This window comes from Paenibacillus sp. FSL R7-0313 (assembly GCF_037969885.1).
Lineage (GTDB): Bacteria > Bacillota > Bacilli > Paenibacillales > Paenibacillaceae > Paenibacillus.
On record NZ_CP150219.1, the window covers coordinates 166,468 to 190,114 of the forward strand.

A 23,647-nucleotide genomic window follows, 5' to 3' on the forward strand; every position below is an offset into this window, starting at 1 on the left:
AGGACTGATTTTGATATGAGACATGACATACGTTCAATGTTTAGTGTTCAATGTGTTGGTGGATATAACTTTTTAAGTGTAGACTTTAAATCGGATGACCGAATTGCTCTGCCTTTTCTGTCATTATCCTCGCTAACCTCGCTCTTAGTCCGCTCATCCACTCTGGCTCATGTGACCACTGCTCTGCAACAGATCGAAGCATACGCACATAGCCGTACAGGTTGGCAAAACGACGACAAGCGGGGAACATATCCTCCAGATCATAACGTTCTCCCGCCTTGGACCAATACCCGTTCAGGAACAATTGCTTCTTCTGCTCCCATTGATCAGGCTCGATCTCCTCACGTAAACTATCCAGACTCTGTTCCACGTCCATCGCGTACCAGTGATACATTGAGTCATCAAAATCAATGGCATAACAAGACTGGCTATCTTCGTCATAGAAGACATTATCCAATTCAAAATCGTAGTGGATGAGTCCGAAATTTTGCTGGGTCATCGGCCAAGTCGCAAAATATGTTCGGAGAAACTCCACCTCGTTCAGAGCAGCCGTTTCACCAGGAAAACCCTTCAAGATCTCCTGCATCCAATTCAAAACATCCTTATAGGTCCAGCGTTTCTCCTTCTGCTCAGGCATGAATGCGCGCGATAGATGATGCAGCTCACCCAATGCCTGACCATAGCTGTACAGGATGGAATCACTCAAATCAATACTTCCTAACTGCGATCCAGGTACTCGCTTGAATACGGAAGCATAGTACACTCCCCATGGGGTGTGAGCCTCTACGAGTTCTGCCCCTGAATGGGCAGGTACAGGCTCCATGGCTCCATACTGTTTCGTTCGAAGATAACGGAGGAACTCCAGTTCAGCGCTGAGGTTGACTAGATTTTTTTCCTCTACCGGGGCAAATCGAAGCAATCTCACTTCTCCCTGATCTCTGAACGGATACACGGCATTGGAGGATATACGATAATACTGAAACATGTCCAGCGACTCAGGATCATAACTCCAATTCTTTAGAATCATCTCGGCAAGAGCATTATGTTGAAATAAATATTTTAATTTTAACATGGGCATTTCTCCTTTTTAATCATTGCATGTGGATTGCTCGTAGCCAACGAATGCCTATTTTTGCGCGCAAAAAGCCGCAGGCTATGCCTGCGGCTTTTAAAAATTCTGAGTGTATGAGATATTTGCACAAGCAAATAAACTCGCATACGCCAGAAAAAATGAGCAGTTATATCCCTATATATCAGCAGATCTCAGATCGGAATGGGAAACTGGATGTGTCCCACACCGTATCTGAATGGTCTGCCGGAATTATTCAATTTATGCTTACCTTCATTGTAGTGATAGAACATACCATCTTAGACCGTCGTTTCATGACGCTCACTCCCTTCAAAAAACCAGTTGTTTCCATAATAGCCGATAAGCCAAATGTAAGCAATTACAAAATGACGATAATCCCATCATTTTTTACTGGACAACCATCACCCGTTCCACCGTCTCGGTGTTGTCCTTATACCACACCATCACGATGTTTTCTTTTTGAAGATCAGACACTTGAATGGACGAATTCGCACGTGAGCTGGAACTGCCCGAGCGCGGCGTCCCCATGCCTTCCGTGATAGCAACATCATCACTTATATTTAATTTCATCTCCATTCCGGTATCCTTCCATTCCATGCCTGGGGATGAGGTATCCTGCACCTCAAGTAACGCTAACGTGACTGTGTTTCCATTCACAGAAATGACTCTACCTATCATGTCGGCATTCATCATCCCCTGCGTCATGTCCGGACTGCCTGTACGGTCATTCATACCCGTGCCGCCCCTTCCACCTCTCGGTGTCCCTCCATTCATGCCCAGGCCACCACCATTCGGCATGCCGAATCCATTCATGCCTTGCACAGAACCGGTGTTGGTAATATTCTGGGCGGTTATAACATCGCAGGCCGTCAGCATAACCAAACATCCCATCAGCAGGAGTGACGTAACCGATGTGAAATATTTATTTTTTCGCATATGCTCACCTTTTTCTCAGGGAATATTGCTCCAAGGTACCTTTACGATGGAATATGAAGTCATACGTATCTTTGAACCCCATATAGGACAGAACAACCAACAGCGGATATACAGGATAGATGTATCTGGACTTAATCTCCCACAGAATATAAAACCCGATGAATCCGAGAATAACCAGGATCAATGAAACTTCGTCATACCGTTTACGACGAATTCTACCGACCAACCGGATGAAAATAAAACAGTACATCAAGAAATTCATCACATATACGATCCAGAGTAACCCCGTCCGATAAGCCGAATCCCCCTGCAACAGTTCTGTTATCACATTCGTGTAACTATAGGAGCCTGCGATTCCGCCTCCCCTTCCTCTTCCGGCACCCATGGAACTTTCATTGCCGATTCCGTATCGATCCATCTGGTATGTCCCTTCGGTCCAGGTCCATATGATCTTTTTGTAATACATCTGCACCAAGTCACTCGCACTTGCTTCAGACAGCTTCTTGCCAATCTCTTGTTTGAATAAATCTGCGCTCTCAGCCTTATTGTAGTTGGCCTGCCTCTGATAGATCTGATAACTCTCCATATTGTCCCAGAAGCCAAAACGCTCCAGATTAATCCCCATATTCAGCCACATATAGACCGGTGCAGAGTTCTCTCCAACAGGTTCGCTCACAGCTCCAGAGGATTGAAGAACCGCGTTCTGAGTCCAGGTTGGGACATTAAACAACATACCCAACACACCGATGGAAATGATGACTTTCTTCATTCCGATGCTCCGCATATTCAGCAGGATAGTTATGATGGCAGCGATTAGCACGATCACGCCGATGCTTCGGAAGTAATTAGCCATCGCAAGAAAAACGGCGGCAATGACGATTGTTTTCCAAGACTTTTCACGTACAAAACGAATAACAAAGTATAAACAAGATGTCAGAAATGCTGTGGCAATCACATCGTTATAGATCAGGTTGTTAAGGAACAAGGAAGGCAGGTACGTTGCTGCAAAGATCAACACACCGTAATCACGTTCCGTAGATCTGTCATTCACTTGTTTATAAATAAGATAAATCATGAACGTTGTTAACGTTGAAAACAAAATATTAAATAGTTTGATGACCAGATAGTTATCCGGGAACAGGTACAGCAACGTCTTCAAGTACAACACGATCGAGTAGTTAAACGGGAACATGTGCAGATAACCACCCGTTTCAAACGAGGAGTAGTCTTGGTCATACAGCATGTTCATGGCCAGTGAAAGAACGGTCTGCGAATCATCGGTAGGCACTCTCGGAAATACGAAAATGATGATGATCTGAATGACCAGAGAACATAACAACACAATCGGAATAACAACCTTCGGGCTGTATTTGTTCATTTTCAGACACAGAGCATATAACCCGACACCTGAACCAAGAAGCAAAAGAATGACCGGGAGAAAAACACTCCACTGCTGCATGCCCAAAATGGGATTGTCCCCATACAAGGCGTAGTTGTACTGTGCCCTCACCAATAAGGACGAAGCAATAAACACCGCAACAAACACGAGCAAAATGAGATAAAACGACTTATGCAGCATCTTAGACATGCCAAAACTCCTTTTCGATTACAGGATTCCGTGAGTATTATAATGGCTCTGGCTGAAAAATCGCTGAATTCGAATAAACAATTGCATTCATTAAACTAACGAATTATACCTTTAATGTCGATAATATACATCGAATACATAATAATATTTTTTTACTAGAAGGAGATTAGAACATGTTTATTCAAAAAAGGTACATCCGCTCGTTACTCTCTCTTCCTCTGGCAGGCCTCTTATTCATGCTGCTGGGGACCCAGCAGATCGCTGCTGCCCCTGTCGACAGTCTGCTGCCTGAGCGAAGTGTGCAAGAAATCAGTCAGAAATGGACGCAATGGATGAGTGGCAAGAGCCAAACTGCCAAATTCACACAGAATCCCTCGACCAAGGCACCTTATGTCGCTGGTGTAGTAAGTGATTCCACATTAGAGCAGGCCCTAGGTGCAGCCAACTTCTATCGTTATCTCTCCGGTTTGGATGGAGATCTCGTTCTCGATGCTGCTCTCAATCGTCAAGCCCAACATGGAGCAGTCGTTGTTTCTACCGGAGAATTGACTCACTTCCCGGCTCGTCCGGCAGATATGCCGAAAGACTTTTTTGATCTGGGAGCCAAATCGGCTTCAAGCTCCAATCTGTACGCTTCCTATAGTGCTCAAGGAAACCTTGCAGTCCAAAGTGTTGAAGCTTATATGGATGATTCGGATGCCAGTAACATTGCTGCACTCGGCCATCGCCGCTGGATTTTGAGTCCGCAACTGAAGAAGGTCGGATTCGGGATTGCATCCCGGGACAACAAAAACTATGCGAGCCACTTCAGCACCATGCAAGTGATGGATACGAGCCGGTCTGGAAAACTCAATTACAATTACAACTTGTATCCGAATAAAGGGGCATTCCCGATTGAAGCATTCAATGTGTCACAAGCCTGGTCTGCACAGTTGAATCCGGACATCTTTGCGAAGCCTTCCAACTCCGAAGTACAGGTGGAGATCGTCCGTTCATCCGATCAGAAAACTTGGGTACTGGGAGCAAAAACCCCGGTTAGCAGTGATCCTGCAAAGGCCTATTTCAATGTAAATTCCGATGGTTATGGGTATAACTATGCTGTTATTTTCCGCCCAGATAATTTGAAATCCTTGAAGGCAGGCGACACGTTCAACGTTCGCATTACCGGTTTGAAAAAGAAAGACGGGTCCAAAGCAGAAATTTCATATCAGACACGTTTCTTCTCGGTTATCAATCCTTCACAAGAGCCTGTAACCGATCCACAGAATCCTGGGACAGAACCACAAGACCCTGGAACAGAGCCCCAGGACCCGGATACGGGGAACGAGGATTACCTGGATAACCATCTAATGCAGTTCGAATATACAGCGGATCGTACGCTGAAAGTACGAGGTACACTCACGGCTTATGCAGGCAAAACATTCTCATTCCAGATCCACGGTCCTTCACCTGACGAAAAACATATTCGCACTGAAACGGTGAAGCTGGACGCTAACGGTCGATTCAGTCTGACTGTCCCTAATCTGGGTGTTTCCGACCTGACCATCTACTTGCAAGTGGACCCAAGCTTTATGTATCTGATTCCTACAGCAAGTAATTCAGACGTTACGTATTCCTTTGAATAGAAGCGAAGCAAGAGCATAGGAATAAACTAAAGTAAAATGAAGTACGACCAGAGTAAAACCTAGAATCTAAAAACAAAAACAGTCGGAATGCATAGGCATCCGACTGTTTTTTTATAGTTTATGATACGAGCTTTTGTGATAGGAGCTTTAATTACTTCGGTGCTCCTTTTTTGCGTTTCTTTTCCAACGCGATCTCCACATTTTCTTTTACCCGATACTCCACAATCCGGCGGATGAGATCCTCGGGCAATGGCTGATCCAGTGGAAACTGGACAGATCCCTTTCCCCCTTTATACTTGGAGAGTTCCTCCTGGAAAGCTTGAATTCCCCTGGGAGCTGGGTAAAACCCAATATGATGCTGGTATGCGGCAAAATGAACCAAATTCCCATGCTGTGCATACGTAGGCATCTTGTAACTGATCTTCTCTTCGGCGTTCGGAGCCGCTTCACGAATAATCTGTCTTATTGCCTGTAATCTCACCTGTACATCAGGTGCAAACTCCGAGATATATTCATCTACCAGCACCGAATAATGGTTACTCTCAGCCATCTTGGACTCCTTCCACCACGGATACATCAATGGATCCGTGGTACGGGCATATTTGCTTATATTGTACTTCAAATGGACAAGCGGAACAGCTAATTTCCTGCAACTTGGAATGTTAAATTTGATTTTTAAGTGAACTAAGCCTTATAATACGTTTAAACAATTAAACATTATAACGGAGTGAGCCATGAACGAGTCGATGGGTAACCAAAAAGTTATTGATATTTTCGAGAATCTAAGTCCTTATCTTCAAGGTTTGGGAGATCCCGTTCGCCAGCGAATCATATCGCTGCTCATTGATCAAGAGAGCATGAACGTATCACAGATTGCAGAGCATGTCCCCATGTCACGCCCTACGGTCTCTCATCACTTGAAAATATTGCGTCAATCCGGGCTGTTATCGGTTCAGAAAAAAGGTACGGAGATGTATTACAAGCTGGAGTTCAACGATGCGATTGAATTACTCAAACAGCTCGTTCATCTCGTGGAAGTGGAATGTCAGAGCTAGCGCATACCGCGCTGGTGTACTGCATTCCTTTTCTTCACTCTTTTATGTTTAATAGTTTAAACATATAAGTGCATAAACATATCAACGGAGGTTTATCGAATGAATAGAAAAAGAGTTCTTATCGCTGGAGGTTATGGTGCTGTAGGTGCACAGCTTGCCCGCATTTTGCATGACAGGCATCCTGATCTGGAATTGGTACTGGGAGGCCGTTCTGCGGGTAAAGCAGCACCTTTTCCATCCAATCGTGTCCAAACGGTTGTTGTTGATACCAATGCAGACGATCCACTGATTCACGCAGGAGAGAATATATCGTTAATCATTAATGCAGTGAACGATCTGGATGATCGGCTACTGGTATCGGCAGTGCGGAGAAAAATTCCACTTATCGATGTAACACGCTGGACTGAGGTGTTCAATCAAGCGATCCGTTCAGTAGAGCAGGAGGAACTTCATGCCCCTGTAGTGCTATCCTCTGGATGGATGGCAGGAACAGCTTCTTTATTTGCCATGATACTCTCTAACTCGCTGCAACATGTCGAAGTAAACATTCATGCCCTATGGTCGCTGCGGGATAAGGCCGGCCCTGATTCGGCAGCCTTCATGGACCGGATGAGTATTCCTTTTCAGATAACCGAATCCAATACACATCGACTCGTCTATCCCATGACAGATCCGATCAAAGTTCATTTCCCGAACGGGTATACGACCCCATGTTACAGACTGGACACACCCGATCACGTCACTTTGCCTCATACCAGCCATATCGATTCCGCCAGTTTCCGTATTTCATTCGATAGTAAAGTATCTACCTATGCACTCGCCGGATTGGTCAAAACCGGAGTATGGAGGATGATCAGTGGTGAACGTTTCCAGCCATTCCGGCGAAAATTGCTCTATAATCCGGGAACCGGGAGTGCACATCATCTCGTCATTCAATTGAAAGGGCTGGATGCGAAAGGGAACAAGGTTGAGCGAACGATGACAGTCTCTGACCCACTCGGTCAAACTCATATGACTGCACTCGGCGCTGCGGTGCAAGCCGAGAAGATACTGTTGATGCCAACGGACAAGCCTATGGCTCCAGGCATCTATTATCCTGAGCATCTGTTCGATGACCGAATGGACATGGATGCAGTTACTCATTTTTTCACACAATACGGCGTTCAATTATCTTATTCCTAATATCCAGACACAACAAAAGTCCGCGAAGCCACTCACTGCAAACAGTGGAAACTTCGCGGATTTTACAGATGATATCGGATCGGTATGGCGCGTCCAAGTGAAGGCTTAAGCTTGTTATTATAGTGTCATGGCTCGACCATTGCGCATCAGGTAATCTTCTTTTGTTTTGTAATCCGGCATGATGCTGCCGATCCGTCGCCAGAAAGAGCGATCATGATTCATGTGGTGAATATGGCAAAGTTCATGAATGATGACATAATCTATCACTTCCAGTGGCGCCATCGCCAGGCGATAATTGAACGTCAGCTTTTTGTCCCAGCTACAACTGCCCCACTTGGTGGGAGAATCTACGATCTCTACTGACTTCGGCTTCACCTTCAACTCTTGCTGGTAGCGACCGATGCGCTCCCCAATCATGCGTTTACACTCTGCAAAATAAAACTTCTTCAGATTCGCTCGCAGCTCCTCTTCTGTAAGCCCCTCTACAGGAATTAATTCATGCAGTGCATGTTCCTTGCCAAAAAGCAGGAACTTCCCCTTGCCCTCATCTTCATATTCCTTGGCTTGAGGACCGTCGAGCGCTTGCTGCATCAGAGCGGATTTCTTCAAGATCACATCCCCATGCTGCTCCACAAGTTGCCGGATCATGTCTTCACTGGTACCATTCGGTGCCTTGATCGTTACCATGTAAGGCAAGTCCATCGTGATGGAAACTTTCTTGCGTTTGCCGTATTCGATATGACAGTTAATGCTGTGATTATTTAATTCTATAGTTAACATAATGCTCTCCGCTTCTGAAGTTATTCAACCAAATCAAATTGTATACCATCTCCGGCTATAATGCATACTGTTCGGCGATATATCTGTTTTTGTTGTATTTTTATACATTATTATGTATTATTATGTATTATTATTTAATCATAAAATCGGAGGTTGGATATGACGCATACAATAGATACAGAACACAAAACCATTGAAGAACTATCCCTTAATCACTGGCAGCCCTTGTCCACCTTACTGTATGACGGCTGGGTACTGCGTTTTGCCAAAGGATATACCAAACGTGCCAACTCCATTCAACCGATCCACTACTCCACTCTGGATGTGCATGAAAAGATTGAGGAATGTGAGCGTATCTATGCTTCCAATCAATTAAGTACCATATTTAAGATCACGCCGTTTGTTCAGCCGGATCATCTCGACCAGCTTTTGCAAGACAAAGGGTATGGCGTTGTTGATCTGACCCGTATCCAAACTCGGAGTCTGGAAGAGATCAAAGAGCCTGTGCACCAAGCTGTACAGATCGACGAACAGTTGACCACAGCGTGGCTGGATCACTTTTGCCGACTGAACAAGGTGAATGATCTGCAACGGGAAACGACGGAATTAATGTTGGACAATATCCGGACAAAGGTAGGTTTCATCTCGCTGTTGATCGATGGGCAAGTCGTCGCTTGTGGGTTTGGTGTCATCGAACGTGGCTACATTGGATTGTATGACATCATTACAGACGCTAACTTCCGGAATCAGGGACTTGCTGAACAGATGATCCTACATCTATTGCATTGGGCAAAAAAACAAGGTGCTACGTCTAGTTATCTGCAAGTCGTTGCGAATAATGCGCCTGCCTTGAAGCTCTACGCCAAGCTGGGTTATTCAGAGATTTATAGCTATTGGTACAGAGTCAAAGAATGGAATGAGTCCTGACTATGCTGAAACCAAAAACTGCCCTCCTCATATAAAGGAAAGGCAGTTTTTAATTCGGCTTCGTGATCGTCCAAAACTCTTCACATCGTTCAGCAGTACTCCTTGCGCTTTTCTACAATGGCAACTTCACCAGCACCTCATATTTCATACCGGCTTGTATGTTCTTGATGATGTCACCTGCAATCCGTTGACCGTCAACATGCACCTCAATCTGCTCGACAGAAGCATCCTTCTTCATGTTTACATTCAGCTCAGCTCCGCGGAACAAACGTGTGACCGATACCTCGTTCCAGTCTTCAGGTAGTTGCGGACTCACTTGAAGTCCTTGTGCATGACCTTGCAGTCCAAACAATCCGTCGATCAGGCAACGATACACCCACGGCACCGTGCCGGTGTTGAACAGATGACTGGAGCGCCCGGCTGTACGTGGGAATTGACGATAAGCTCCGCGATAATAATTCGGAATAAATACGGGGAGCTGACCCCTCTGGAGGATATCCTCGGCATCGGGGCCAGGAATCATTTTACGCAACAGACGATACGCCTTCTCCTTCTCGCCCACCAGATACAACGCATAAATATAGAACGCCGCCGCGTGATTGTACACGGCACCATTCTCCGCACTTCCCGGATGTTTTTGCGTGACACGACCTACATCTTCCCGCATAGCTGTGAAAGACGGCGCGAGCTTCTCGACACCATATGGTGTCTCCAATTGCTCCTCTACCGCACGAATCAACTTCTCCTGTTTATCCTGATCCGCAGCACCGCTCATAAGTGCCCAGCTCTGAGGATTGATATAGATGCGTCCTTCCACGTCTTTGCTTATGCCAAACACTACGTTATCATCCGTAATTCCGCGGGCATACCAGTCCCCATCCCACAGATACTCATTGGCTACCGCATTGGTCTGGTCGGCTTCCTGACGGAATTCCGCTGCAACCTCGGCATGCCCTGCCTGTTCACCAATATCTGCCCACACATTGAACGCATATGCCGTCGCAATGGTCAGCCAGCCGGATACGCCTTTGCCTTTGTATCCCACCATGTTCATTGGATCACACCAGTCACCCTGATTGATATAGTTCAACCCACGCGCATCCCGCTCATGGATCAACCAGCGCATCGCAAGATTCATATGTTCCAATACCGAAACCTTCTGTTCACTGTCTCTAAAAGGAACCTGTTCCTCCAAAATGCTATAGTCATTCGTTTCATCCAAATAAGTCTTCATACAGACAGGGAGCCAGATACAGTGATCGGTATGAGGAACCTGATTAATATATTTCAGTTCTGCGTCCGGATGCAAAATAATGCCGTCTGGCATCGCACCGCTTATATGCTGCTGAGACAAAGCGGTTAAGAACGCAGCTCGTGCAATCTGCGGCTGAATGTAACTCATGCCCATGTTGTCCTGCAAATAATTCCGCGTCTGCGGATCGGTTGTCAGACGATTGGTTTTGCCATGATAGTACATCTGGCGAGGTAGCCAGTGATTCACGACATTATCTAGCCAGCTGTCCGGTGTCTCGATCTGGATGTTTCCTTGCCCTTCCGCAATATACTCAGCATACTCCTGCTCGGCTGCGGTGAAACCATCCTGTCCTGCCTCATTCTGCTTCACAAAATAATGCTGACGAATGCCTTCAATCTCTGTTTCATCATGAGCCGGACCAAAGATAAATCGGTACGCCTGCTCAGCTCCAGCCTCCAGCTCTACTCTATATTGCAATACAGCTACAGGTGTCTCGTACCGTGCATCTCCACCTGCGAGCGTCTCCGATTGAAGGGCGGAAGGATTATGAAGTCCGCCTTCGCCTTCAAAGCTCTCATGATTCACTTCCCATGCGGTCGGTTCGTGATCTGCAAGCAGATAGGTTTTGTCGCTGTAGTTTTTGATTTTGCTATAATCCTGATATTTCTGATACGGCGTAACCGCCGAGCAGACAATGCCCTGCAAATCTTCCACATATGAACCGGACTGGTTCATCCATGACATATAACCAACCGTAAAATACGGGTAGATACTAAGCTTGCGTTTTCTCGAAGACAGATTAGTTACCTTCACACGCCACAGCTCCATGACATCTTCCTTCGGCAAACGCAGGGACATCTCAATGCAAATGTCGTCCTGAATTACTTTCCAGTGAATATCGTGTTTGCCTACCGCGAACGTATAACTTTCCGCCTGCTTGCGAACCGGTTCATACGGGGCTGAGAAGATTTCGCCGCTTATTTCATCTTTAATGTAGACAAACCGTCCCGGATGATGGGCATAGTATGGCTGCTCCGGTTGCATAAATGTCTTCGCTTCCAGGTTGGGAGCGTACGAATATTTGGCAGGTTCTGGCTGCATGAATTGAGCCACAGCGTACCCCCGGCAATTCACATGAATCATCATCTTTTCATTCCAAAGGAATCCGGATGCCTTCGGTAAACTTGTCGGGCTGGTTAGTTCAACATATTGATTATCTTCCGTTGCTTTAATCATCACTGAACCTCACTTTCAGATAATGGAGTCAAAAAACAGAAAACGTTTTAGGTAACTTGTATACAACTTAGTCCATTATAACACGGGAACGCTTACAAAGAACTGAAAACTAAAAAAGAGCTGAGAACCTCAGCTCCGATTACGCTCCAATTGTTTTTCGATGCCCAACCTGTCGATCTGAATCCAATACTCTGCAATTTGTTCGTTTTCCACTCGGTATACCGCACTAGCAATTTCAATCACCGGGAGGTTGGTTGGACTGTATCCGTCCACTTCGCCAATATGGTTACCTGTTTGTCTCCAGCGCACATAAACTTTATCGCCTTGCGTCAGCATCTCTTGAATTTCGAGTAAAAATTCCCCGTAAGCTTCAATCATCTCTCGCACATGATCCGCATAATCGGAAGGTGTTCGAGTCACCGTGACCTCTTCTTCAGATATCACTTGATGAGCCAGTACTTGTTCTGCCATCACGTTGCTTGCATAATCGGGATTCCGCCCTGTTCGGACCTCTTCAAAAAAGGTTCTGACAATCTGTTCTGCTGTCATACTCCACCCCAGCCTCCTCAAATTGTTCTGTTATATATATAAATATGTAGTAACTCTTGTATTTTAACATGGTCCCCTCGCTACGGAATTACAACTGTTCTATTGTTCTACAGGACTTAAAACCTACCCTCACACCTTGACAATGCGTCAATATGACCATAAACTAGCAAAGGATATTAGGAAATTAATAGGAGGTTTGGCCGTTAAGAGGTTCGAGTAAGGGTTTTAACCATATCTGATAATCTTTCGGTGTGTAGAAACGTAGCATTAGAGCAACTCAGAAAAACAAGAAAGCGGTGTATCATGAAACGTCTATTTTTCATTATGTTTGCGCTAACCCTGTTACTAGCTGGATGCCAGAGTACTGAGCAGGAAAGCAGTCCGTCCGAGAATAATCCTACCGAAGTAGTAGAAGGTTCTACCATTTTAAGTTTGAAGCAGAAATACGGCTCCGAATCGGAACAAGCGATCATGCCGATGTACAACGTAGCTCAGGATGAAGAATTTACGTTCAAGTTTAAAGCAGATTTACGTAAAAGTAACCTGCGAGCTAGTGACATTATTAGTGTACATACAGATATTAAAGCACTCAAAGCAAGCGATGTATATGCCATTCCAGAGACAAACGACAATAGTGTTTCCATTAAACCTCTTGGATGGGGCGTTTTAAGTTCAGATTCCATGATGAACAAGGATCAAAGTTCTTGGGGCGGTGCCCCCATTTATTACATTCGTTTGAATTATGATCCAGATGCGGAAAATCTAACACTACTCGATCAACCCATCATTATTCCGTTTACAGTGAAATCGGAGTTACCTGTACCTAACCTTAGATACGAGATTGATAAAGATAGACGGTTCAAGTTGGTTTGGGACAAGGTCGAAGGTGCCACCGAATATAAAATTTATAAACGTTCTGACCTAACCAACTTCGATACAAATGTACCTCTAACTGGCGCAGAGGACGCTTTCAGTAATAGTCTACCTTTAGATATTGCGGTAACAACAGAGACGTCTTTCAATGATTTTATGAAAGACGGAAAAGGCGGGCTAGGCACTTATAATGAAATGATAACTACCACTCAGAACCATGGTATACGAGGAGAATATTACGTCACTGCAATCGGTGGAGGCAAAGAATCCAATTTTAGCAGAGGTGTCCCTACAGCTCCGCTTGCTTCCCAGTTACCAACAGCTTTGAAAGAACAATTGTATATGGAGAAATTAAAGAATATAGATGTTCTTCCTCAGAAAACAACAGTTGAGTACAATGACGGCTCTCTAGCCCGTGAAACCATTGTTTATGATACCAAAAGCTTAGAGATTTCAGAGTTCAATGAAACGAATATTCCTTTTCACGTTAAAGGAACAGCTCTGAAAAGCTACGTGCGCGTAGAAAATGTGACCCAAGCAGACTTGGACAGACTTGCTCAGCAAACCGTAGCCGATTCCAGCAACGGACTGGTGGAACCAAAGAATGACACACCTTACGTCCCTGCACCTGATGTGCCAACGATCATCAACAATCATGATGCACCTGAGTCTGCAACGGAAACAGAAGAAGCACCAGCTTCGGAAACTCCAACTACAGAGTCCACAACCGATACGGGAACGTCAGAAGATGTAACTGATCCTCTATCTACTGAGGCTTCTAATGATACTTCTGATAATTCTTCAGATATGGCTTCTGAAGAAACTTCCACCGAAACACCTGCTCCAGCTCCCGAAGCTGAAGAAGACAATCTGGTAGATGAGCAGAAATCGAATACACAGCAAAATGTAGAACAAGGTAATCAGGAAACCGTGCCTCAGCCTGCTACAGGCGATGCAATGATCAATGCAGATTCCGCATTGGAAGAAGTTTTAGCCAAAAACATGATTGCGGCACAAGATAAAATTTCGTTAAAAGCTTTCCCCGAAGCTCAAAATTTCACGACACTCTCGGATGTTGTTCTGAAAGTGATGTACCAGAATCCCTTGATTCTTGGTGTGGAAGGTTTTGAATACAACTATGGTACGCTTACCCTTTCGATTCATTATAATGAATCGGCTAGTGGTATCCAGAAGAAGCAAGATGAGATTATTGCCAAAGCAAACGAAGTGGTGGCTTCCATTATCAAGGATGGCATGAACGAAGACGAGAAACGAAAAGCCATCTACGATTATCTGAACGATAACGCGAAGTATGATGATGCAGCGCTGGAAAATGCGGAGCTGAACAACTTTAAAAATGTCGATCCACAGTTCAATGACTCGTTCACCACATACGGTATTCTGGTCAAAGGTGTTGGGGTATGTGCCAGCTATGCCTCCGTCTACAAATTGCTCTCCGATCTCTCGGGACTGGAAAGCATCGTTGTAACGGGCGCTTCCAGCGGTGTACCACATGCATGGAACAAGGTCAAAATCGGGAACGAATGGTTCCATGTGGATGCCACCAACAACCTGACAAACTCCGGCATCCCCTACTTCTTGTACAATGCCAACGATGAGACTGCTGCAAGTCAGAAAACAATAGCGGATAAGGATTACTGGCTTGATTCCGAGCTCGCGATGTTTAATGGCGAGAGCGATGCCAATGATTATTATGTGCAGAATGATCTCGAAGTCGCATCCCTTAATGAGTACAAAACCAAGGCTGAGAGTGAACTTAAAAAGGGAGAAAACCGGGTCATTCTCCGTTTTGCCTCACCTGTTGACTCTGATGAGCTGATGACAGCTGCCGGTGAAGCCCTCGCTGCAGTGGACGAAGCCCTTTTGAATACGGCACAATTAGCCACGCTAGGCAATTATGCCATTCTGGACCCGAAACCAGAGCAGAAGTAACTTTATAATTTTAAAAAAATAGCATAACAACAAAGAACACCATTGACCTGCACAGGGAATGGTGTTCTTTGTTTAACTGGCCTATGATCACTGACCTAGGATTCATAAGCCTTTTTATATCCAACGTTTACGGACTAACCGTACCACCATTCGCATTCAATGTCTCGCCGCTCACATAGCTGGATTCCTGGCTTGCCAGGAACACAAATGCCGGAGCCATCTCGGCAGGTTGTCCTGCTCGACCAAGCGGTGTGTTGGAGCCAAAATCAGCCAGCTTCTCGACTGGTTGTCCACCCACGACCTGAAGTGGTGTCCATACCGGTCCTGGTGCAACAACATTGACACGAATCCCTTTGCTACCCACCTGTTGTGCTAACGCTTTGCTGAACGTGTTAATGGATGCCTTCGTTGTCGCATAATCCAGCAGGATTGGCGAAGGTTTATACGCCTGAATCGATGATGTGTTGATAATGGAGCTGCCCGGCTTCATGTGTTTCACAGCTGCTTTGCAGAGCCAGAACATGGAATAGACATTTGTTTTGAACGTAGCATCGAATTGCTCGGTGGTCAGATCTGCAATCTGCTCTACAAACTGCTGCTTACCTGCCACGTTAGCTAGTATATCAATACCACCAAGCTCTTTTACAGCAGATTCAATGAGTTCCTCACAGTATTTCTCATCCTTCAAGTCACCTGGCATTGTGATTGCTTTGCGACCGGCTTCCTCAATCAGCTTCACAACTTCCTGCGCATCTGCTTCCTCTTCCGGCAGATAAGACAGAACGACATCTGCGCCTTCACGGGCAAACGCAATCGCTGCCGCCCGGCCAATTCCACTGTCAGCTCCGGTCACAACTGCTTTGCGTCCCGTTAAACGTCCGCTGCCTTTATAACTTTTCTCACCCGCATCAGGAACAGGAGTCATCTCACGCTGAAGTCCCGGCTCATCCTGCTGCTGTTTCCACTCCGGTGTAGCCTTCGGATATTGTGTCGTTGGATCTTGCATGGTGTGCTGGTCTTGATTAGCCATGTTCAATTTCCTCCTTGGTTATTTACATTGATCACTACGATCACAGAATAACCTTCCGATCGCTCTTATCCCCAGATTTTTTTCTCTCCCTTATTTAAGGGGAAAATCCGGTGATAGCGTATGCTTCCGATGTAGCTTTCTTGCAGAAAGCTTTTAGGCGAGCACTCCGTTTCTTCAGGTTATTTCTGTGCTCTTCGTTATCATGTAAATGTTAAATTTATGTTCAGAAGTTGTTTTATAAAAGTTGCACTCTTTCCTTTGTAACCGAGTTGGGCGTTATTTAAACTAAGCTAACCGGATTCCCAGACAACTGTCACATATTGAATCTCCCCTAACTGGAGATTGTATAATATACATGAGGTGATCTCGTTGAACCCTAATATAGAACCCTATTCCATTGGTGAAGCAGCCAAACTGATCGGCTCCACGGTGAAAACGATCCGTTATTACGATGAAATTGAACTGTTACAACCCTCCGGTCATACGGAAGGCGGGCATCGACTCTATACAATGCAAGACCTGTGGCAACTCGAACTCATTACAACACTACGTTATCTGAATTTCAGCATACCGGATATTCGAAAACTCATGTCCGGTGAACTGGCGGTAGCACAGGCGCTGGATCTGCAGATTGAAGCGTTGGAAACCCAGATCGGCACGATGAGTTCCATGCTCTCCATTTTGAAGCAAGCGAGGCAGCATGAAGAAGAAACTTCACTGCGCTCGGAACAGTCTCTCACGTATATCTCCAGTCTGGTAGAATCCCTGACGACCAATGCGAGCAGGCGAAAACAATTTGTTGCTGCCAAGGTGGATGAATCCCATCTGCTGGACAGCATTCCGCAGGATTGGAGAGTGTCGTTTCTGCACTTTTTCGATAAATACATGATGAAAGATACCAAACTGACGGCTCAGCAAACACTGGCCTGGAAGGAAATTCAGGAACTGATCAATGATCCGGCCTATTGGGCTGATCTGGCTAGGTTGGAGGTTCCCTTCTTCATTATGGCGAATCAGCCACAAGTCGAAGCGGATGTCTGGGTGAAAAAAATGGAAGCTATTCGCATTCGCACTACCGAAGCTCTGGACAAGCGTTGGGCAATCGATAGCCCTGCTGTGCAAAACATGGTGTGGGACTTTGTGTTAATGTATGCAAGTGTCGAGCATGCCGAAACACCTGAAGTATTTTTTCGCAATCAGGCCCGATATATGCTGGACTCCGTGACGGATCGCATTCTGCGTTTTAACAAGCTGTGCAAGGTGATGAATCCCGAATGGAGCCAGATTGTAGATGGCATTAACCTGTTACAGGAGGGCATGCGGTTACGATTAAAACAAATGGAAGAAGACTGAACTTCAGTCTCCTTCCATTTGTACGTTTAGCCTTTTTTCAACGAATAGGATTCATGCTCTCCCACTTCCGTGTCCAAATGAAGCGATTGCCCTTTCAAGTAGTGGTTGAAGAAATCAATCGTTGTATCGTTGACAAACTGTTGCGCTCCCCGCGCATCTACACCCTGTGTCCATTCGAGCAGTGGAGAGATCAGGTAGAGGTCGGAGAAACTCAGATGTTTGGTGTTGGTCAGCTCCATCCAGAAGTTCCCTCCTGCGGTTACCGGCTCATAGCGCTCGTACACTTCCTCGTAATATTTCTCGGCTTCCGGACGGGTCGTGCCCATCGCAGCAATTTCCTCGTCACTCATCACACTTGTGCCTGCAACGGTTGAGTCTGCACTCATCATCAGGAACGGCTTGCCCACGCCTTCCGCAGGGATACGTTTCTCGCCAAACAATACACCGTCCATATTCATGCCTGCTTTCACACGTGGATCATCCAGTAACATCTGTACTGTCGTTGCTCCGCCAAATGAATGCCCAAACATGCCGATGTTGTCTAGATCCATATGTCCGATAAACCGCCCACTCGGGTCCCCCTCAGCCAACTTTTCTACCTCATCCAGTACAAACTGTGCATCCTTCACCCATGTCTCATTCAACCTGTCCATGTAACTGAATTGCAGCTGCTCAAAGCCTTCTCTCCCTTCCGATTCAAACTGCGCCACACGTCCATCCGGGAATACGGACACCAGACTGTTATACGTGTGATTAATGCCTACGACAATGTAACCTTGACTGACCAGTTGCTCGACCTGGAACGTATTCTGATTTTCATAGCCATGCAGACCGTGAGAGAAAAGAACAACCGGATACTTGGCTTCGGCATCTGATAATTGAGCTTCCTGAATCGCATGTGTTTTGACCTGACTCAAACTGGAAAATAAAAGCTTTGGCAGTTTCAGCACTTCATTGAAGGCTGTCGCATAGATATCCGGCTTACTAACATAAGGAGCTGTTGCGCCCTCTACGTCTGGATTCGTTGGATACCAGATCTGTACCATCAGCTCCCTTTGGTCACCGGTAGTACTCGTCAGAAGTTCATCCCGACTGCTATCTGTCCAATCGTAGGATACCGTTCCGATTCCATAAGGACCTGCTGGCTTGGCAAACGAAAACACCGGGAACAGCAGTGGCAAGACAATGCTCACAACAGCGTATAGCAACACCAGGAAAGACGTTGCGATGATTCGAACACGTCCGAATTTCCCCGCCACAGGTGATTTCGAAGCAGATGCCCCAGTACGTTTACTGTTCAGCGAGGTTACACCTGACTGTTGCTGGCGTCTTGCCTTTGTAAATAACACAACCAGTGGAACCAACGTGAGCAGATACGCCGGAATCATCGGCCAACGAAGTCCTTCGACCACACAATGGATGATCAATAGCACACCCGATATGCCGAATCCACCCCATGCCATTTTCCGAAAATGTTGACTCTGTCTCCCAATCCCGATTACCCCCACTAATATAAGCAGGTTGAAAATAAGATAAATCCATTCTACTGTCCTCATAAGATGTATGCCCCCTTGTCTGCCTCCAATCTTAAAACCTCCAGTTACAGGAGATTCAAGCATGATTTTTGCGGATAAAAAAATGCACTCCCTGAATGTAGCTGAATCACCCGCAGGTTCTTCAATCATTTCAAGGAATGCATGTATGATATTACGATTTAAGTTGATTTTTGAATATTAGACTAGCGATCTTCGCCGCCATTTATCCGTTGTCTTTTGCCGATGTCAAATGCGAAATATCCAGCCACCACGATGGCCATGAACGTAGCTCCAACAATCAGAGGTAAGCGTGTATCCGGGTTAAACGCCATACCGATAATGACGAGAATCAGATACACAATAATAATGTAATTGCTGATCGGGAACCATTTGGACTTAAAGTTATGATCCGCCATTTCGTTACCCCAACGCTTTCTGAATCGGAATTGGCTGAACGCCAGCGCGAACCATGGAACCATACCCGGAAGAACACTTGCACTGTAGATGTACAGGAACAATTTGGAGTCCGGCATCAGGTAGTTCAGCACAACCCCAATCAGCAGCAAGGAGATTGTGATGACGATACTATTGCGGGGAACCCCGCCTTTGGACAGCTTTTTGAAAAAGGCAGGTGCCTGCCCATTCTCAGCCAGCGTGTATAACATCCGTCCTGCACTGTAGATCCCGCTGTTGCATCCCGACATGGCTGCCGTCAGCACCACAAAGTTGATGATTCCCGCAGCAGCAACAATGCCGACCTTGGCAAAGGTGAGCACAAACGGGCTGCCCGTCTCGCCTACTTCGTTCCAAGGGTACAAGGTTACAATAACAAATATGGCACCAACGTAGAAAATAAGAATACGCCACACGATATTTTTGATCGCTTTACGCAAGGTATATTTCGGATTCTCCGCTTCGCCTGCTGTAATACCGACCATCTCCACCCCTTGATACGCAGCCGTTACGATACACAGTGCAAAGAGGAAACCTTTGATCCCTCCAGGGAAGAATCCGCCATGACTAAACAGATTCGACAGCCCGATTGGCTGTCCTCCGTTCCCCCAGCCGAAGAAGATGAGCCCGGTTCCGATCACGATCATGGCTACAATAGCCGTCACTTTAATCATCGCAAACCAGAATTCAAATTCCCCATAAAACTTCACGGCCGCCAGATTTGCCGCCGCAATGATGAGCACCCCAGCAAGTGCTGGTAGCCACTGTGGAATATCCGGGAACCAATACCCGACATAGATACCAATCGCCGTAACTTCCGCCATACCAACCGTAACCCACAAGAACCAATAGCTCCAGGCGGTCAGGAATCCGGCAAGCGGACTAATATATTTGTGAGCAAATGTAGCAAACGAACCTGTGACCGGCTCCTGAATCAACATTTCCCCCATAATTCGCATGACAAAAAAGATAACGATACCGGCCAATAAATAGGCCAGTAGCACGGATGGTCCTGCCCATTTGATCGTACTCGCCGATCCCATGAACAAACCAACGCCGATTGTACCTCCGAGTGCAATCAGCTCTACATGGCGGGGCTTTAGCCCTCTAGATAGTTGCTTTGATTCCAAACGATTCTCCCCTTTTCTTGTGTACAGATTCCTGATGTAATTTTAATTTTCACATTCACATTAACGCAATGCAGAATTACTTCACCAAATTGTACGAGATGTGCCGCAGAAATACAACAAGGAATGTGAGGAAACGGATTCACTACACATATAGGTATAGGATAACCGCTTAATGAATATGGCAGACAGTTCAATAAACAATTCACTGCAGCGTTGTGTAAACAAAGTGACAGAGACTTTCTAATACATGACTCGACAGGGAGGTTGCTGGAACCCCCAAAGGACAACTCACGTATTGTATATGTGGGTGCAATACCGTAAGTGACTTGTTCGCTATTGACCTGCTTGTATAAAATTAAATAATGGGAGACTTTGCATGCCTGACTTTTTACTGGTTTTATTTTTGTTTAACCTGTCTCTCTTTCTGCTTCACGAAATGGATGCCATCAGGCGGTCCGAGTGGAAATTGTTTATAGTGTTAAAAGATATGGAAGATGATAAAGCCTATAGGTATTTCACTTGGATTCACCTGCCAATGTATACCATCATTCTCTCTCTGCTTTTTAGCTCGTATCAGACCATTACATTTTGGGTGCTGGATATCTTTTTCATCATACATACCGTATTACACTTCTTTTTCGAAAAACATCCTCGAAATGAATTTAAAAACGGGTTCTCCAGATCATTGATCTACCCTATGGGAATAATCGCTTTAATTCATTTGATATTCCTAATTATCTAATCTCTTTACAACGACCGAATGAAGGACTGACAGCCTATTCATATATTCTGAAAATGGAGGTAATACAATGGATTACGCCAAATCAAAATATGCCATCGTAGACGGAGCAGCTTCAAGGCGTTGGAAGAGGTCATGTTGCAGCGTGAAGGTAATCTGATCATGAAATAGGGTATTGTAAAATAAAAGTAAAAATGGAGGTGTGCCTATGCAACAACATCATGCAGAACGAGTTGAATTATTCGTTTCCAACACTCAGATCATCAAGAAGTCGTTCAAATGGCAACATGGGATGATTCACCGTCTGTCCGCCTTGCTCTATGCAGCGGAGAATAAAGTTGCTGATGCGGAAGCCATTCGCCAAAGCCAAGAGTTGATCAAACAAAACACAAAACTTTTCTCTGCATTCAGAGGTAATTTGGCCACTAGCATTGCTGCCATGCTCTCCCTTACAACAGATGAAGAGACGAGATTGGTAGATACCCTGCATGTCTATGACTTGATGAAAGAGATCAAATTCCGCAACTCTGATTATCTGGTTATTGCCGCCTATCAGATCGCTACTCAGACATCACCTGACCAGTTTCAACCTACGGTGGAGCGGGCCAAATTATTTTATGATGGCATGAGAGCAGAGCATCGTTTCCTCACTGGACAGGATGACTACATTTTTGCTGCCATGTTAGCCCTTTCCGATCTCAACGTGGATACTGGTGTGGCACGTATGGAACAACTCTATAGGGAATTAAAACCAGAGTTTTCTTCCAGAAACAGTGTGCAGGCGTTAACACAGGTACTGGTTCTTGGAGAGGATAACCCGGATGCAGGTGCTCGTGTGATTGCCTTAAATGAAGCTTTTCGTAAAAGGGATCTCCGAATGGACAAAACATACACATTACCCTCTCTCGGGATACTTTCCCTACTGCCTTCGGACAGAGACGCGTTAGTGGATGAAGTCGCGGAAACAAATGACTGGTTACGGACTCAAAAAGGCTTCGGGGCTTGGTCGATCGATAAACAGGAGTTGCTCCTGTTCTCATCCGCGTTGATAGCCATTCAACATGTGGAGAATCTGCGAAACGGTGTGCTTACGACAACGATCTCAACAAGTATCACGAATATTATTATCGCTCAACAAGCAGCCATGGGCGCAGCTGCCGCAGCATCGGCTGCTGCCGCTTCTTCATCATCATCCAACTAATAAGTGACCCTGTTACCTTCAATATAAGATGAAAAAGACCCTCCCGAGTTTAAGTTGACTCGGAAGGGTCTTAAAACATTCAAACCTACACCTAAATAATGTTCATCATTTGCTAGGATATAATCCCCGTATCCCGGAATTCTTCCACGAAACTGTCCAGCCAATCCGAACCATAGTCCAGCGCACCCGTATCACTCTCAATAAAAGCAACATCCAGACCCATCACCCAGAATCGACGAGCAACAATAAAGAGATCAACAGCCTGCTCATCTTCCGAGGAAAAGCTTCTGACTGAACGATAACCTGCCATGAGCGCTTTCCATAATACAGCCTTTCGATCTTCAGACTGTCTCTTTCTCACCTTCACTTGGGCCAGATCGTAAGCACGCCAGCTTTTGGCTGCCCACTCGAAGTCATAGTGGATGAACTGATGCTCCTGTTGAAACGCATTGTTATTCCCATGCATATCGCCATGGCACAGACCAAAGTCCAGATCTTGTCTGGAAGCGGCAACGATGCGTTCTTTTAACGTTGTGGCAAACGTATGGAGAAATGCTGCTGCTTCATTGTTCTCACCGATATAGTGGATGATTCGCTTAAGGGGTTCATCAATGAGAAATTTCAAATCAAGCTCATATCGTGGCAGCTCCACGTTCACCTGATCCATAGCCTTATGCAATTCAGCGGCAGATTGACCAAAGGCATAACAAGACTCCTCATCCTCCAGGTTGTTCTCCGTACCCTCAATATACCGAAACATCACAGCAACCCGCTTGCCTTCCGCAGCCTCCAACACCGTATATCCCGTGTGATCTTTCTTCTCGATGTATTCTCCAATGTCGGTGTGTTCCGCAGAACCTAGAACATTCTTCAGTTGAGACAATAACGATAGTTCGTAGTGAACATCTTCCTCCGAAATTTCAGTGCGGTAGATACGGAGAATATACATGCCACTGGATGTGCGAACCCGGTAGGTATCATTCAATCCCCTAAGCCAAAATAAACATTTTTCCCATGTTCCAATGTCATACTCATCCCTCAATGCAGACTCGAGGTATCTGGGGTTAAGCACTGAACGTAAAGCAGTCGGTTGAATGGACATATGGTTGCTCCTTCGGTTTAATATGATTATTTCTCATCTGATGAACGATGTAATC

The 23,647-nt window shown here is 45.6% G+C and carries 19 protein-coding genes; 8 read left to right on the forward strand and 11 right to left on the reverse strand.

What is annotated here, in order from left to right; all coding sequences use genetic code 11:
- Nucleotides 1-85: 85 nt before the first annotated feature.
- The 3 genes from NSQ38_RS00630 to NSQ38_RS00640 all read right to left on the reverse strand — a co-directional run bounded on the left by NSQ38_RS00630 (nucleotide 86) and on the right by NSQ38_RS00640 (nucleotide 3,614).
- Nucleotides 86-1,072 (reverse strand): phosphotransferase, encoded by a 987-nt coding sequence (locus NSQ38_RS00630; RefSeq protein WP_339786195.1) that lies wholly within the window; start codon nucleotides 1,070-1,072, stop codon nucleotides 86-88.
- Between the two features lie 405 nt (nucleotides 1,073-1,477).
- A complete protein-coding gene (locus NSQ38_RS00635) occupies nucleotides 1,478-2,026 on the reverse strand; it encodes a hypothetical protein (protein ID WP_339786198.1) in 549 nt (182 codons plus the stop codon).
- Between the two features lie 4 nt (nucleotides 2,027-2,030).
- Nucleotides 2,031-3,614 carry a glycosyltransferase family 39 protein gene (locus tag NSQ38_RS00640; protein ID WP_339786201.1) on the reverse strand — a complete coding sequence of 528 codons (1,584 nt, stop codon included), beginning with the start codon at nucleotides 3,612-3,614 and terminating at the stop codon, nucleotides 2,031-2,033.
- 173 nt (nucleotides 3,615-3,787) lie between these two features.
- Between NSQ38_RS00640 and NSQ38_RS00645 the strand changes: the two genes are divergently transcribed.
- Nucleotides 3,788-5,239 carry a CAP domain-containing protein gene (locus NSQ38_RS00645; protein WP_339786204.1) on the forward strand — a complete coding sequence of 484 codons (1,452 nt, stop codon included), beginning with the start codon at nucleotides 3,788-3,790 and terminating at the stop codon, nucleotides 5,237-5,239.
- A 151-nt stretch (nucleotides 5,240-5,390) separates the two neighbouring features.
- Here the strand turns inward: NSQ38_RS00645 and NSQ38_RS00650 are convergent, their stop codons facing one another.
- On the reverse strand, nucleotides 5,391-5,789 hold the full coding sequence (locus NSQ38_RS00650) for a DUF1801 domain-containing protein (protein WP_091038905.1): 399 nt from the start codon (nucleotides 5,787-5,789) through the stop codon (nucleotides 5,391-5,393).
- A 184-nt stretch (nucleotides 5,790-5,973) separates the two neighbouring features.
- On the opposite strand from NSQ38_RS00650, the gene NSQ38_RS00655 reads away from it, so the two are divergent.
- Together NSQ38_RS00655 and NSQ38_RS00660 are read left to right on the forward strand one after the other, a co-directional pair.
- Nucleotides 5,974-6,294 (forward strand): metalloregulator ArsR/SmtB family transcription factor, encoded by a 321-nt coding sequence (locus NSQ38_RS00655; RefSeq protein WP_017690570.1) that lies wholly within the window; start codon nucleotides 5,974-5,976, stop codon nucleotides 6,292-6,294.
- 99 nt (nucleotides 6,295-6,393) lie between these two features.
- Nucleotides 6,394-7,476, forward strand: a complete 1,083-nt coding sequence (locus NSQ38_RS00660) for a saccharopine dehydrogenase (RefSeq protein WP_339786206.1) — start codon at nucleotides 6,394-6,396, stop codon at nucleotides 7,474-7,476.
- A 117-nt stretch (nucleotides 7,477-7,593) separates the two neighbouring features.
- On the opposite strand, the gene NSQ38_RS00665 is transcribed toward NSQ38_RS00660, so the two are convergent.
- Nucleotides 7,594-8,256 (reverse strand): SprT family zinc-dependent metalloprotease, encoded by a 663-nt coding sequence (locus tag NSQ38_RS00665; RefSeq protein ID WP_289391178.1) that lies wholly within the window; start codon nucleotides 8,254-8,256, stop codon nucleotides 7,594-7,596.
- A 159-nt stretch (nucleotides 8,257-8,415) separates the two neighbouring features.
- Here NSQ38_RS00665 and NSQ38_RS00670 point away from each other — a divergent pair, with 159 nt between their 5' ends.
- Nucleotides 8,416-9,183 (forward strand): GNAT family N-acetyltransferase, encoded by a 768-nt coding sequence (locus tag NSQ38_RS00670; protein WP_339786209.1) that lies wholly within the window; start codon nucleotides 8,416-8,418, stop codon nucleotides 9,181-9,183.
- A gap of 112 nt (nucleotides 9,184-9,295) precedes the next feature.
- On the opposite strand, the gene NSQ38_RS00675 is transcribed toward NSQ38_RS00670, so the two are convergent.
- Both NSQ38_RS00675 and NSQ38_RS00680 read right to left on the reverse strand, forming a co-directional pair.
- Nucleotides 9,296-11,674 (reverse strand): glycosyl hydrolase family 65 protein, encoded by a 2,379-nt coding sequence (locus NSQ38_RS00675; RefSeq protein ID WP_339786212.1) that lies wholly within the window; start codon nucleotides 11,672-11,674, stop codon nucleotides 9,296-9,298.
- A 129-nt stretch (nucleotides 11,675-11,803) separates the two neighbouring features.
- On the reverse strand, nucleotides 11,804-12,223 hold the full coding sequence (locus NSQ38_RS00680; RefSeq protein ID WP_339786215.1) for an ester cyclase: 420 nt from the start codon (nucleotides 12,221-12,223) through the stop codon (nucleotides 11,804-11,806).
- Nucleotides 12,224-12,526: 303 nt separating this feature from the next.
- Here NSQ38_RS00680 and NSQ38_RS00685 point away from each other — a divergent pair, with 303 nt between their 5' ends.
- Nucleotides 12,527-15,049 (forward strand): transglutaminase domain-containing protein, encoded by a 2,523-nt coding sequence (locus NSQ38_RS00685; RefSeq protein ID WP_339786218.1) that lies wholly within the window; start codon nucleotides 12,527-12,529, stop codon nucleotides 15,047-15,049.
- Between the two features lie 127 nt (nucleotides 15,050-15,176).
- On the opposite strand, the gene NSQ38_RS00690 is transcribed toward NSQ38_RS00685, so the two are convergent.
- Nucleotides 15,177-16,079 (reverse strand): SDR family oxidoreductase, encoded by a 903-nt coding sequence (locus NSQ38_RS00690; protein WP_339786222.1) that lies wholly within the window; start codon nucleotides 16,077-16,079, stop codon nucleotides 15,177-15,179.
- 369 nt (nucleotides 16,080-16,448) lie between these two features.
- Between NSQ38_RS00690 and NSQ38_RS00695 the strand changes: the two genes are divergently transcribed.
- The gene (locus NSQ38_RS00695) at nucleotides 16,449-17,432 is read left to right on the forward strand and encodes a MerR family transcriptional regulator (protein ID WP_339786225.1); all 984 of its coding nucleotides are present in this window, start codon (nucleotides 16,449-16,451) and stop codon (nucleotides 17,430-17,432) included.
- Nucleotides 17,433-17,458: 26 nt separating this feature from the next.
- On the opposite strand, the gene NSQ38_RS00700 is transcribed toward NSQ38_RS00695, so the two are convergent.
- Both NSQ38_RS00700 and NSQ38_RS00705 read right to left on the reverse strand, forming a co-directional pair.
- Complete coding sequence (locus tag NSQ38_RS00700; protein WP_339786228.1) at nucleotides 17,459-18,988, reverse strand: acetylhydrolase; 1,530 nt, start codon at nucleotides 18,986-18,988, stop codon at nucleotides 17,459-17,461.
- 182 nt (nucleotides 18,989-19,170) lie between these two features.
- Nucleotides 19,171-20,550 (reverse strand): amino acid permease, encoded by a 1,380-nt coding sequence (locus NSQ38_RS00705; protein WP_339786230.1) that lies wholly within the window; start codon nucleotides 20,548-20,550, stop codon nucleotides 19,171-19,173.
- 376 nt (nucleotides 20,551-20,926) lie between these two features.
- Between NSQ38_RS00705 and NSQ38_RS00710 the strand changes: the two genes are divergently transcribed.
- Nucleotides 20,927-21,292, forward strand: a complete 366-nt coding sequence (locus tag NSQ38_RS00710) for a DUF6713 family protein (protein WP_133387335.1) — start codon at nucleotides 20,927-20,929, stop codon at nucleotides 21,290-21,292.
- A 205-nt stretch (nucleotides 21,293-21,497) separates the two neighbouring features.
- Nucleotides 21,498-22,490 (forward strand): DUF4003 family protein, encoded by a 993-nt coding sequence (locus NSQ38_RS00715; protein ID WP_339786233.1) that lies wholly within the window; start codon nucleotides 21,498-21,500, stop codon nucleotides 22,488-22,490.
- A 112-nt stretch (nucleotides 22,491-22,602) separates the two neighbouring features.
- Here the strand turns inward: NSQ38_RS00715 and NSQ38_RS00720 are convergent, their stop codons facing one another.
- The gene (locus tag NSQ38_RS00720) at nucleotides 22,603-23,592 is read right to left on the reverse strand and encodes a phosphotransferase (protein ID WP_339786235.1); all 990 of its coding nucleotides are present in this window, start codon (nucleotides 23,590-23,592) and stop codon (nucleotides 22,603-22,605) included.
- Nucleotides 23,593-23,647: the final 55 nt, after the last annotated feature.